Raw genomic sequence first — 12,136 nt, forward strand, 5'->3', positions numbered from 1 at the left:
TTTTCAGGGTTCACTTCATTCCCACAGAGGGTGCTTTTTACCTTCTCGTGGGGAAGGTTCTTAGACGCGAAGGGCTAGGAGCCGGAGCTAGATTACTACAAAAAGCGGAAGTGGCTCGTTTAAAATGTGAGGAGGATGGAGCTCCTGACGCAGGGGCGCTTTTTACCTCGCAGGAAGGCGCGAAGCCACTGAACATTCTTCCCACTGGAGCTCGACTAAATTAAAAAAACCGCCAAATTTGGCGGTTTTTTTAATTTACCTTTTGCTCATTTTCCATTTCCCATAGCTTTTCAAAGAATGGTTGCCCTTTTACAAGGCGTTCACATAGCTGTTCATGCTTCTCTGACCAGCCATATTGCGCTTCTTCATAAAGGCGCTCCCAAACATCTTCAAATTTCATATGTTGAACAGTTCCATATGCAGATGGATCCCATTCTGTATACCAATAGCGAATCTCAGCTGGATTTTTCGTTGTATGTAGTTGATCTAGCGCCATAAAAAGCAATTGTTTTAATTGTCTTTCTTTACGCGTTAAGCCATTCATAATATATGGCGATGGCGATAAAATATGATGTTCTTTTTGTGATTCTTCCATTTGAAACTCATAGTTTTCTGCTTGTACATTTTCTACCATCTCATATACCATCTGCTCTTGACGTGGAATAAGCCTACTTTTTCGAATCGGCACATTGTAGCCAATTGAATCCACTGCAATAATTCCTTTTCCATCTGTTACAACAAAACAATACTCCTGTTGCAAACGCTCATGATTTTTACGAATATACGCCTTATGATGTACGTCTTCCAATAATTTTTGCGGAAGTTCCAATAATTCGTTCTCGATGTAATGATATAATGTAGAATCTACTTTTAATAATGGCACTTGATCTAATAATTCGATCGTATCATCCTTCCGCCATTCGTAAAAATTACAAACGTTATACCCATTTTCTTCACCTTCAAACCAATTTACCCATACATCATGTAGATATAACATTTTCTACCCCTCACTTTATTACTGTTTGTACATCTCATTATGTTCAGTTTTTAAAAAATTTATTCCACTAAAGGAAATATATTCTATTCATATATCCATTTTGTTTTTTCGACATATAAGCCGTGGCTATAATAACAAAAAGCGGCAGCGGCTCGCTTAGAATGTGAGGAGGATGGAGCTCCTGACCTAGAGGCGATTTTTGCCTCGCTGGAAGGCGCGAAGCCACCAGAAGTGAAATTGTACTTTTATCTCCTTTTGTTTCACTCGGCACGAAGAGAAACAAGGCCTTAACCGCTTCTACGCATGATCGGACACTCTCTTCCACCTAGAAAGAAAGGCTTTCTTTCGTTTTATATTATTTCTCCACTGCTCCTTACTTCCATTTTCATCATGCAAAAAAACTTGGCAGCGCCAAGTTTCTTATTTATTCCTTATCAAGAAGTAAATGTTTTCGCTTTATTTAATATGCGGACTGCATCTAAAGACAATAAAGAAAGCGTATTATCTTTTTCAAGTTCCACACAATCTTTTACAATATGAAATCCGACGCCATATCCCAGCATCTTTGGGTACAGTTGCACTCCATTTAATAAATAATCATGCTCCCTTGTTCCTCTCTGAATATCTTTTCTGTTTTTTACAATCTTCTCCCAATAATGAATCGCTTCTTCTTTTGTAAAGTACGATGTCCATGGTGCATAACTCTTTTCTGAGTGCCTTTCATACACCGCTTGCTCTGCAAGCCCTTCCATTATCATCGTATCAAGTAATGTATAATCCTTTTCTGTCTTTTCAATTTGGTGTAACCGGCATATGTGATGATATTCATGTGTAAGTAAAGCTTTTAATTCCTCTACCGTATTTCGCCCACATACGAATAAGAAAATCACGTGACGCATTGTTAAGCCAGATTTTCCATTATATTCCGTTTGCACAGTGCGATTATATGAATCTGATAATAAAATAAAGACAGGGACATCCGGGCCTTGCAACCAGTTCTTAAGTTCTTCATACTCCTTGGCAAGCTCTTTCCAAATCTGTTTTTCCTCTAACTGCTCAATTTCCTTTTTTCCTTCCATCACTGGTCGATACATACCTTTAGAAATTAAAAAACGATATAATCTTTCTTTTGGCAATGGAATATATTTTGTAAACTTCTCACAAAGTTTTTCTGGGCGTCCATAATAAAGATGCAACCAATCTGCAGTTTGAATAATCCCCATCTTCACCTCTCCCCTCTCTTCTATACATATGCAAGAAAAGGAGCGAACGCGAAGTGATGAAGTGAAACTTTTGATTGGCTTTGATTTGTTTCGAATTGCACAGCTTCATCTTTCCTGCATGTGCTTGCTGAAGGGAACTTCTGTTGGAGCACTGTTAAACTGAAGGGAAAAGGCGGGTATAAGAATTATAATTTGGTTTTTGTTCATACAAGCAGGCCCTTCAAAAAAGAGCCTGTTTGTCGACAATCAAACATTTAATCCTTGTCAAAATGAGAGTACGGGAGTAACCCTTCTAAAAAAGTTTGGAAATCGTCCGCTAAGAACGTAATGATTGGATCTTGATAATTTTCTACATTCACATGAATTACTCTTGGTTCGCCTTGTTTTCCGCAATCGCTATAGTCTAACAAAACAGCATCGTGTCCAGCTGTAGGCGATTCTCCTACATATATACAAGAAGGTGGATATTCAAATTCCTCTATCATGTAAATTCCCTCCGTATCAATTCCATGCTCTCCACCAATGCCATAGAATCCTGCTACGTAAATATGATCCTCAGCCCAAGAGGTAGGTACGGTAGTAGGAAAACAATTCTGTACAGGTGTACCACCATTTTGCGATTTGATTAAGCAAATGTAGGAATCTGGTAATTTATAACCTAATTTTTCTTCTGCAATCCGAATCATTTCATCTGTAACTGGATTTGGGTTTACGAACTCATCAGAGTCCTCCCAAAAGGTATGCAATGTGTTCACCATGTGAGTTTCACTTCCTTTTCATCGTGTGCTTTTTCTTTATACCCCAACCTGATAACTAAAAGGAGCATCATGTTTTTGACATTTTTATAAAATTTAGAATGACTTCTGTTATATGTAACATAGGTATCTTGTTGTTTACTTCCATCATACCGTTCATTATAAAAAAAGAGAAGAATAAGATAAATGAAAAAAAGCCGATCGATTCTACGTATGATCGGACGATCTTTCCCACCTAAAAAAGGGTGTTTTAAGAAACAACCCCTTTGCTGCTTCTCAAAACACCCTCTTACTACAATATATTATTGATACTTTTTAAATACTAATACTGCGTTATGGCCACCGAATCCTAATGAGTTACTTAAAACCGTACGTACTTCTTGATGTCTCGCTTTGTTTGGTACGTAATCTAAATCACATTCTGGATCTGGTGTTTCATAGTTAATTGTTGGCGGAATTACGCCATCTGTAATCGATTTAACAGAGAAAATCGCTTCAACAGCACCAGCTGCTCCTAATAAGTGTCCAGTCATTGATTTTGTAGAGCTAATTGCTACTTTATATGCATGGTCACCAAATGTTTCTTTAATTGCCATCGTTTCGTATTTCTCATTCGCATCTGTACTTGTGCCATGGGCATTAATATAATCGATATCCTCCGGCTGAAGACCTGCATCTGCTAGTGCTTGACGCATCGCACGAACACCGCCCTCACCGCCAGGGGCAGGCATTGTAATATGGAACGCATCACCTGTTGCACCATATCCAGCAATTTCAGCATAAATATGCGCACCACGTGCTAATGCATGTTCTAACTCTTCAAGGATAAGAATACCTGATCCTTCTCCCATTACAAATCCACTTCTGTTTTTATCAAATGGACGACATGCTGTTGCTGGGTCTTCATTAAATGTTAATGCTTTAGCTGAACTGAATCCAGCAAACGCCATAGTTGTTAACGGCGCTTCTGCTCCACCTGTAATCATCGCATCTGCATCACCACGCTGAATCACTTTAAAAGCATCACCAATTGAGTTTGCACCTGATGCACAAGCTGTTACAGAGCAAGTATTAATTCCTTTTGCACCTGTTGCAATCGATACTTGACCAGCAGCCATATCAGGGATCATCATTGGTACGAAGAAAGGACTAACGCGGCGTGCCCCTTTTTCTGTATAGATTTTAAATTGCTCCTCGTATGTTTCCATACCACCGATTCCAGAACCAATCCATACCCCGATGCGCGGGCCGTTTTCTTCTGTAATTTCTAATTTCGCATCTGCAACAGCCATTTTTGCTGCTGCCACAGCATATTGTGTAAAGCGATCCATACGGCGTGCTTCTTTTTTATCTATATATTTCTCGACTTCAAAGTCGTTAATTTCCGCTGCTACTTTTGCAGGAAATTGTTCAGGATCTAAGCGTGTAATACGTCCGATTCCAGATACACCCTTTTTAATGTTATTCCAAGCTGTCTCAACATCTGTTCCAATCGGCGTAACAGCTCCTAATCCTGTAATTACAACACGCTTCTTTTCCATACAAAATACACTCCTTTTTTCTCTCAGTCCTTATTTACCCCAACGAAGAGCAACTGCTCCCCATGTTAATCCGCCACCAAAGCCAACTAATATGATTAAATCACCATCTTGAATACGTCCATTTTGCAATTCCTCTACGATCGCAATTGGAATTGAAGAAGCTGACGTATTTCCGAACTTTTCAATCGTTGTACTCATTTTCTCTTGTGGTAAATTTAATCGTTCCCTTGCCGATTCCATAATGCGAATATTCGCTTGGTGCGGAACTAAAAAGTCCACATCTTCTTTCGTAAGACCGGCTTTTTCAATAACGCGAAGACAAGAGTCACCAAGTTGACGAACAGCAAATTTAAAGACTTCTCTACCATTCATCATAACATATTCATCTTGATAAAGATGCTTGCCACCACTTCCATCTGCTCCTAATTCAAATGAAAGAACACCTTTCCCTTCTGAAACAGCTCCCATGACAACAGCACCTGCTCCATCTCCAAATAATACGGCTGTATTGCGGTCGTTCCAGTCAACAATTTTAGATAGTTTATCACTACCAACTACTAATATATTTTTGTAAGTTCCCGTTTGAATAAATTGCTGCGCTGTAATCATTCCGTACATAAATCCAGCACATGCCGCACTTAAATCCATCGCCGCTGCATGCTTAGCACCAATTTGTTCTTGAATCACGCAAGCAACTGCTGGGAAAGATTGATCTGGCGTTACCGTTGCCACCAAAATAAGATCAATTTGTTCTCCACTAATTCCTGCATCTTCAAGTGCTTTCTTGGCAGCTTCTACCGCCATATATGAAGTATCTATTGTATCATCGGCAATGCGTCTTTCTGCAATTCCCGTTCTCGTACGAATCCATTCATCTGATGTATCCATTATTTTCTCTAAATCCTGATTAGTGACTACTTTTTCTGGCACATATCTCCCAATTCCTAAAATGCCTACGTTCACATCGCAGCCCTCCGCTTTATATCAATTATTATGACTTGGTACTAATTCTAAAACATAAATGTTTATTTGTCTAGAATATATTTCTAAGTAAAAAAATAAGGCCGACATATTGTCGACCTTATTTTCCCGCTTTTCCAAGTTCATATGCTTCATCCATTACTTTCATTAATAGCTCTAGTACTGGTTGTGCTTTTTCCATATCAAGTGCAATCCCATTATCATCTAAAATTGCCTTTGCTTCTGGCAGGTGTTTCATAGCGATTTGTAAAAACTGCATATTTTTTTCATTCATAGTTCTTCATCCTTTCCATAAAGGAGTAACAAACTCCTTATTTCTACACTAGTTTACCATGTGTTTTGTCCTTCGTATAACTCTTTATATCGTTTTAAATGTGCCAGTTGTTTATTTAAACCGAATTCTAACGGTGTGTTTTTCTCAATACAAATACTCTTTATCGCTTCTCTACTTTCCTCTTTAACAGTTTTCTTCACTTTATCCTCGGCATTTAAAAGCATAATTCCTTTTTCCCATAAATTCTTTTTACCACTGACCATATTATATACCCCTAAATTTTCTACACTTTTGCCTTTTTCCCATAAATATTCACACACATCTTCTACATAAAGAAGATCCGCTCCATTTTCATTTTGGGCAAGTTGATATTCCTTTTCCATAATTTCAGAAAGAATGAGCCTATGGTACGTCATAAAAGAAGGTTGCCATGGGCCATATAAAACTGGAACACGTAGAATACTATAATGGATATTTCCCTTTTCTACCTCTTCCTCTACTTTCATAAATAACCGTTTATTTTCAGATTCATCTTCCATATTTGCTACTTCAATAGAAGAAAGTAGATTTAGCTTCACTTTCTTTCTCTCGCACATATGGATAACACGTTTCAAATATTGTAAAATGATTCGTTCATTCCGAAATCCATTTTGCTGATTCGGTTCACATAAGCAAAAGTAAGCCGCATCAAAATGGTCGGTTTCTATCGTCTTCCATCCATTTTCACCTCTTATAGACGAATACACAAACAGAGCATTCCGCCCAATTAAATATAACTTTTCTTCACTTACCTTTGACATACTTTCTAGATCAGCAAAATCAAGGCCATACACTTCCACTTCTTCCGCAAGCATTTTATTTACAAGATGAAAGCCTACAAACGAAAGTGCCCCTATAATCAGTACGCGCTTCATGTCACCAATCCTTTCCCTCTCTAAACAAATAGCTCCTCATCTATGTATATTGGAGCTTCATAAATCTTCCTCATACTTTTTAAAGAAACGACATGTATGTTGAACCATTTTATATTTTACATCTTGTAAATGAAACGATAATGATGTCTCACAATTTTCATTTATTCGCTTTTTTTCATATTCTCGTACCAACTGCTTACGCGCTTTTTTTTCTTGGGTCGGTACAAATATTTTTACAGGTACACAAGAAGGTAAATAAGAAAAGGACTTCTTGGAAATTTTCGCTTCTAACAAAGCTTCCTTCACATCATACGCAAGTGATAACTCTCTCACTAGCCTTTTATAGAAAAATTTGTGCTCTTTCTCAAATTCCACATGTGCAGGCAAATCTAAGCATGGAGTAAGCATCACCACAGATCGGATACACTCTGGGTACCGATTCATCATTTCAAGAGCCACAAGTGCTCCCATTCCATCTGCAATGATATGAATTTGTTCGTTTAGTGTTTCTTTCTTCATCACAACATGATACAATCGCTTCGCTAAACGAACCGATTGATCATTCCCCCAATGTCTTCCGTATAAATTAGATGAAAAAACCGTATATCCATTCTCTATGAGCCCATTTAAAAAATGAGCGCGCCCCGCATGCTGCATCCATAAACTTGTACCATTCTCAATAAAATAATTGTAATCACCAAGTAGCATGACACCGAATCCATTTGGCTTCTCTGGCAAATAAATTACACACGGTTCTTGCTCTAAGTAAAAAAAACGTTCCGTAACACTCATTATTCTCCCGCCTTATTTTCTAAACATAAAAAACTACTCTTTTATAATGTATGAACAGAATCCGAATTTGCGTTGAAAAATCCACAAATATTTTTCTATATTCTGTTTTCAATTGTGTTACAATAAGGACAGATTGAACGAATAGGGGTGTGAAAAGATGCGTGTAATTTGGGCCTTTATTTGGTCGTTTATGCTTGTACATATGATGAGCTACGTAATTAGCTCTATGACTGGCGGTGTATACGATTTCGCGCTAGCGTCTAAATTCTCAATTGTTCTTGCTGTACTTGTAATGGCAATTGCTGCTGCAATTCCAAACGAACCAGTAGAACAACACTAATAAAAAGAGAGTCCGGATTACATCCGAACTCTTTTTTTACTCTACATGAATAACTAATTCATTGTTCCCTACATCAACAACGACATGACTATTATCTGTAATCGTTCCTGCAATTAATTCTCTTGCTAATTTCGTTTCAATTTGACGCTGTACATATCGTTTTAACGGGCGTGCGCCATACATTGGATCAAATCCAGATTCTACAACAAATTCTTTTGCAGCTTCTGTCAATTCCACCGTGATATGACGATCTACTAAACGTCCTTGCAATTCTTTCACAATTTTATCAACGATGCCTTTAATTTCATTTGTTGTAAGTGGTTTAAATAAAATAATTTCATCCACACGGTTTAAAAATTCAGGGCGGAAATGTCCTCTAAGCTGCCCCATAACAAGCTCTCTCGATTCTTCTTTAATCGCACCATCTTCTTGTAAACCTTCTAGTAAATAGCCTGAACCAATATTTGATGTCATAATAATAACTGTATTTTTGAAATCTACAGTTCGTCCTTGTGAATCTGTAATACGCCCATCATCTAACATTTGTAATAAAATGTTGAATACTTCTGGATGCGCTTTTTCAATTTCATCTAATAAAATAACGGAATACGGTTTACGACGCACTGCCTCTGTTAATTGTCCACCTTCCTCATAACCTACATATCCAGGAGGAGCCCCAATCAAGCGAGACACAGCATGTTTCTCCATATACTCAGACATATCAATACGAATCATTTGTTCTTCACTATCAAATAAAGATTGTGCTAATGTTTTGGCAAGCTCTGTTTTCCCTACACCTGTAGGGCCTAAGAAGATAAATGAACCGATTGGACGATTTGGATCTTTAATACCCGCGCGAGCACGAAGAACTGCATCTGCCACAAGACTCACTGCTTCCTCCTGTCCAATCACGCGTTCTGATAAAATTTGCTCTAAGCGCAGCAGTTTTTCACGTTCCCCTTCTACAAGCTTGGCAACTGGAATTCCTGTCCAGCGTGAAACAATATTTGCAATTTCTTCTTCACTAACTTCCTCACGAAGCAGTCGGTTTTCTTGTTCATTTCCTGCTCCATTTTCTTCCGCTTCTCTTAATTCTTTTTCCACCGCTGGAATCTTACCATGACGAAGCTCTGCTGCTTTATTTAAATCATAATTCCCTTCTGCTTCTTCTAGTTCACGACGTAAACGTTCCAGGTGTTCTCTTAAGTCACGAACCTTATGGATTTCTTCTTTTTCTTTTTGCCACTGCGCTCGCATCCCATTTGCAACTTCTTTTAAATCAGATAATTCACGTTGCAATGTTTTTAATCTTTCTTGACTACCACGGTCTGTTTCTTTTCCTAAAGCAGCTTCTTCAATTTCTAACTGCATAATGCGGCGCGTTACTTCATCTAATTCTGTTGGCATGGAATCAATTTCTGTTCGAATTGTTGCGCACGCTTCATCGACAAGATCAATTGCTTTATCTGGTAAAAAGCGATCGGATATATATCGATCGGACAATACAGACGCCGCTACAATCGCACGGTCATGAATATTTACACCATGATAAATTTCAAAACGCTCTTTTAAACCACGTAAAATAGAAATCGTATCTTCTACTGTTGGCTCTTCTGCTAACACTTGTTGGAAGCGACGTTCTAACGCCGGATCTTTCTCAATATATTTTCGGTACTCATCTAAAGTAGTCGCTCCAATACAGTGCAGTTCACCACGGGCAAGCATTGGTTTTAGCATATTCCCTGCATCCATGGCTCCTTCTGTTTTACCCGCACCGACAATTGTATGAAGCTCATCAATGAATAAAAGAATGCGTCCTTCACTTTTTTTAATTTCATTTAAAACAGCTTGCAAACGCTCTTCAAATTCACCGCGGAACTTGGCACCTGCCACAAGTGCACTCATATCTAATGCAAAGATTGTTCTATCTTTCAATCCTTCTGGTACATCTTTTCGCACAATTCGTTGTGCCAATCCTTCAACAATCGCTGTTTTACCAACCCCAGGTTCACCAATTAAAACAGGGTTGTTTTTCGTTTTACGAGAAAGGATACGGATGACGCGGCGGATTTCGCTATCACGCCCAATGACAGGATCAATTTTCCCCTGTTTTACTTCAGCTACTAAATCACGACCATACTTTTCTAATGCTTCATATGTTACTTCTGGATTTTGACTAGTCACTCTTTGGTTCCCCCTAACTTCCATTAAAGACTGTAACAATATACCCTTTGTAATATGGAACTTTGTAAATAGCTGATGTATATCACCTTTTTCCTCGCAAAATGCGAGCAATACATGTTCCACTGAAATATAATCATCTTGCAGTTTTTTCGCTTCAGACTCCGCCCTTACAAGTAGTTGCTGCAATAAGCTCGTCACATATAATTTCCCTGCTTCTGCTCCGCTTCCAGTTACAGAAGGCTTCTTCTTAATTAAACTTTCTACACCTTTCGTTAACTCTTCTATATTAACATTCATTTTTTGAAAGATACGCACCGCTAATCCATCTTGTTGTTTGAGTAATGCAAGTAATAGATGCACAGTATCTACTTCTTGATGATGATGGGATAACGCTAAAGACTGGGCACTCATAATCGCTTCTTGTGTTTTTGTCGTCATTTGATTTAAGTCCATTTTCACAAACCTCCAAACATTTCAACCTTCTTGATGTTTGACCTTTTTTGATTTTTTGACTTTATTTGACCTTTAACTTTATTATACTCCTGTTCCCTTTTTTATACAATAAATTTAACTCTATATTTCATTTTTTGAAAAACATATAAAAACCGCAGCTTATCACTGCGGTTTTCTTTACGGTTTTCTTTTATATGTCCACTGACGATTTTGATTCGAATTCTCAGGAAACCTTTCACCAGCAGTTAATTTTACCATTTGTGGATCTTTCACCATACTTCCTGTTTCACCAATTTCTACATAAATCCCATCATTCGGTGCCTTCTGTCCAGAACGAAACCTACGATTTTGTCCCATCTTCATTCTCCTTCCATGACATCCTTACACCGTTAGTATGTCCATTTTCGGAAAAGCTTTTCTGTTATGTTTAGGAAACGAGTCATATTTTTGATTACCGTTCATATGTATGAATTTACACATGAACGCAGGAGAACAAGCATCATTCGTTGAAAAAAAAGAAACCGACCTATTCCAGGCCAGTTCCAAAGGAGAGTCAAACATATACGAGAAGATTACGTTTTCATTATACGTCTTGCTTCACGGACAATGTAACCCCTTTCACAAATTGTACAAAATGTAAGAAACATTATTTGAACTTTCGAAAAAATCATTGACTTTTCTAGTTTTTAATAGGAAATAGTGGACACTACCCTGTTTTGCGACGTAAGATGAATATATAAAGAAACTTCCTTTCACGGTTGTTTCTCTATACACTTTCCAACCTCTTATTTCTGCATATTAAAACGGAAATACAGATAGATACAAAAATTTTTCATAAGAGGTGAAAACATGAAAAAACAACATTTAATCGCATTAGATTTAGACGGCACTTTACTTACAGACAATAAAATCATTTCCGCACGAACAAAGAAGACAATTGAAAAAGCGAAAGAACAAGGACATGTTGTTGTCATTTCAACAGGACGTCCATTTCGTGCCAGTCACGCTTATTATAAAGAACTTGGTTTAAATACGCCTATCGTTAACTTTAACGGTGCTTACGTTCATCACCCGCTCGATGCAAATTGGGGAACGCACCATTCTCCTCTCGAACTTTCCACTGCACAAGAAATCGTTCGCGCTTGCTTCGATTTTGGTGTTAAAAACATTTACGCTGAAGTGATGGATGATGTATATGTTCGCGAAATTGATGAAGATAAAAAACATATCTTTGAATTCGGATCTCCCAATATTTTCACAGGAGACTTGCTAAACATTTTACAAGATCATCCAACCTGCTTATTAATTGATGCACTTGATGAACATTCAACTGCTATTCGCAGGCATTTAACTGATATGCATGCTGAAGTGATTGATCACCGCAAATGGGGTGCTCCTTGGCCGATTATTGAAATCGTGAAAAGCGGCCTCAATAAAGCAGTTGGGCTCCAAAAGATTTCCCGTCATTATAACATCCCAAGAGAACGTATTATTGCCTTTGGTGACGAAGATAATGACTTTGAAATGATTGAATACGCAGGTCATGGAATTGCAATGGGCAATGCGATTCCTGAATTAAAAACATTAGCCAATCACACAACATTAACAAATGAAGAAGACGGAATTGCCCTTTATTTAGAAGAGGTTCTTGGATTGTAATCTAAAAATTCCCTACTTATAGT

The 12,136-nt window shown here is 37.9% G+C and carries 13 protein-coding genes; 3 read left to right on the plus strand and 10 right to left on the minus strand.

Annotation, left to right across the window (positions count from 1 at the left end):
- The first annotated feature begins 47 nt into the window (after positions 1–47).
- On the plus strand, positions 48–224 hold the full coding sequence (locus tag CN288_RS28955) for a hypothetical protein (RefSeq protein WP_176527714.1): 177 nt from the start codon (positions 48–50) through the stop codon (positions 222–224).
- Positions 225–250: 26 nt separating this feature from the next.
- Here the strand turns inward: CN288_RS28955 and CN288_RS21495 are convergent, their stop codons facing one another.
- The 8 genes from CN288_RS21495 to CN288_RS21535 all read right to left on the minus strand — a co-directional run bounded on the left by CN288_RS21495 (position 251) and on the right by CN288_RS21535 (position 7,477).
- Positions 251–997 carry a YjbA family protein gene (locus CN288_RS21495; RefSeq protein WP_098303062.1) on the minus strand — a complete coding sequence of 249 codons (747 nt, stop codon included), beginning with the start codon at positions 995–997 and terminating at the stop codon, positions 251–253.
- A 434-nt stretch (positions 998–1,431) separates the two neighbouring features.
- The gene (locus tag CN288_RS21500; protein ID WP_026590457.1) at positions 1,432–2,220 is read right to left on the minus strand and encodes a DUF2268 domain-containing protein; all 789 of its coding nucleotides are present in this window, start codon (positions 2,218–2,220) and stop codon (positions 1,432–1,434) included.
- A gap of 254 nt (positions 2,221–2,474) precedes the next feature.
- The gene (locus CN288_RS21505) at positions 2,475–2,978 is read right to left on the minus strand and encodes an SMI1/KNR4 family protein (protein WP_026590458.1); all 504 of its coding nucleotides are present in this window, start codon (positions 2,976–2,978) and stop codon (positions 2,475–2,477) included.
- Between the two features lie 299 nt (positions 2,979–3,277).
- The gene (gene fabF / locus CN288_RS21515) at positions 3,278–4,516 is read right to left on the minus strand and encodes a beta-ketoacyl-ACP synthase II (RefSeq protein WP_026590459.1); all 1,239 of its coding nucleotides are present in this window, start codon (positions 4,514–4,516) and stop codon (positions 3,278–3,280) included.
- 30 nt (positions 4,517–4,546) lie between these two features.
- Positions 4,547–5,479 (minus strand): beta-ketoacyl-ACP synthase III, encoded by a 933-nt coding sequence (gene fabH, locus CN288_RS21520; protein ID WP_026590460.1) that lies wholly within the window; start codon positions 5,477–5,479, stop codon positions 4,547–4,549.
- Positions 5,480–5,597: 118 nt separating this feature from the next.
- Positions 5,598–5,771 (minus strand): ComZ family protein, encoded by a 174-nt coding sequence (locus CN288_RS21525; protein ID WP_026590461.1) that lies wholly within the window; start codon positions 5,769–5,771, stop codon positions 5,598–5,600.
- Between the two features lie 53 nt (positions 5,772–5,824).
- The gene (locus CN288_RS21530) at positions 5,825–6,685 is read right to left on the minus strand and encodes an NAD-dependent epimerase/dehydratase family protein (protein ID WP_026590462.1); all 861 of its coding nucleotides are present in this window, start codon (positions 6,683–6,685) and stop codon (positions 5,825–5,827) included.
- A gap of 57 nt (positions 6,686–6,742) precedes the next feature.
- Positions 6,743–7,477, minus strand: a complete 735-nt coding sequence (locus CN288_RS21535; protein WP_098303063.1) for an alpha/beta hydrolase — start codon at positions 7,475–7,477, stop codon at positions 6,743–6,745.
- Positions 7,478–7,634: 157 nt separating this feature from the next.
- Here CN288_RS21535 and CN288_RS21540 point away from each other — a divergent pair, with 157 nt between their 5' ends.
- Positions 7,635–7,817 carry a YjzD family protein gene (locus CN288_RS21540; protein ID WP_016113766.1) on the plus strand — a complete coding sequence of 61 codons (183 nt, stop codon included), beginning with the start codon at positions 7,635–7,637 and terminating at the stop codon, positions 7,815–7,817.
- A 36-nt stretch (positions 7,818–7,853) separates the two neighbouring features.
- On the opposite strand, the gene clpB is transcribed toward CN288_RS21540, so the two are convergent.
- Positions 7,854–10,454 (minus strand): ATP-dependent chaperone ClpB, encoded by a 2,601-nt coding sequence (gene clpB, locus CN288_RS21545; protein ID WP_098303064.1) that lies wholly within the window; start codon positions 10,452–10,454, stop codon positions 7,854–7,856.
- Positions 10,455–10,631: 177 nt separating this feature from the next.
- On the minus strand, positions 10,632–10,811 hold the full coding sequence (locus tag CN288_RS21550; RefSeq protein WP_026590465.1) for a YjzC family protein: 180 nt from the start codon (positions 10,809–10,811) through the stop codon (positions 10,632–10,634).
- A 492-nt stretch (positions 10,812–11,303) separates the two neighbouring features.
- Here CN288_RS21550 and CN288_RS21555 point away from each other — a divergent pair, with 492 nt between their 5' ends.
- Positions 11,304–12,113, plus strand: coding sequence for a Cof-type HAD-IIB family hydrolase (locus CN288_RS21555; protein WP_026590466.1), 810 nt, complete (start codon positions 11,304–11,306; stop codon positions 12,111–12,113).
- Positions 12,114–12,136: the final 23 nt, after the last annotated feature.

Source organism: Bacillus sp. AFS023182 (assembly GCF_002560575.1).
GTDB classification, from domain to species: Bacteria; Bacillota; Bacilli; order Bacillales; family Bacillaceae_G; genus Bacillus_A; species Bacillus_A arachidis.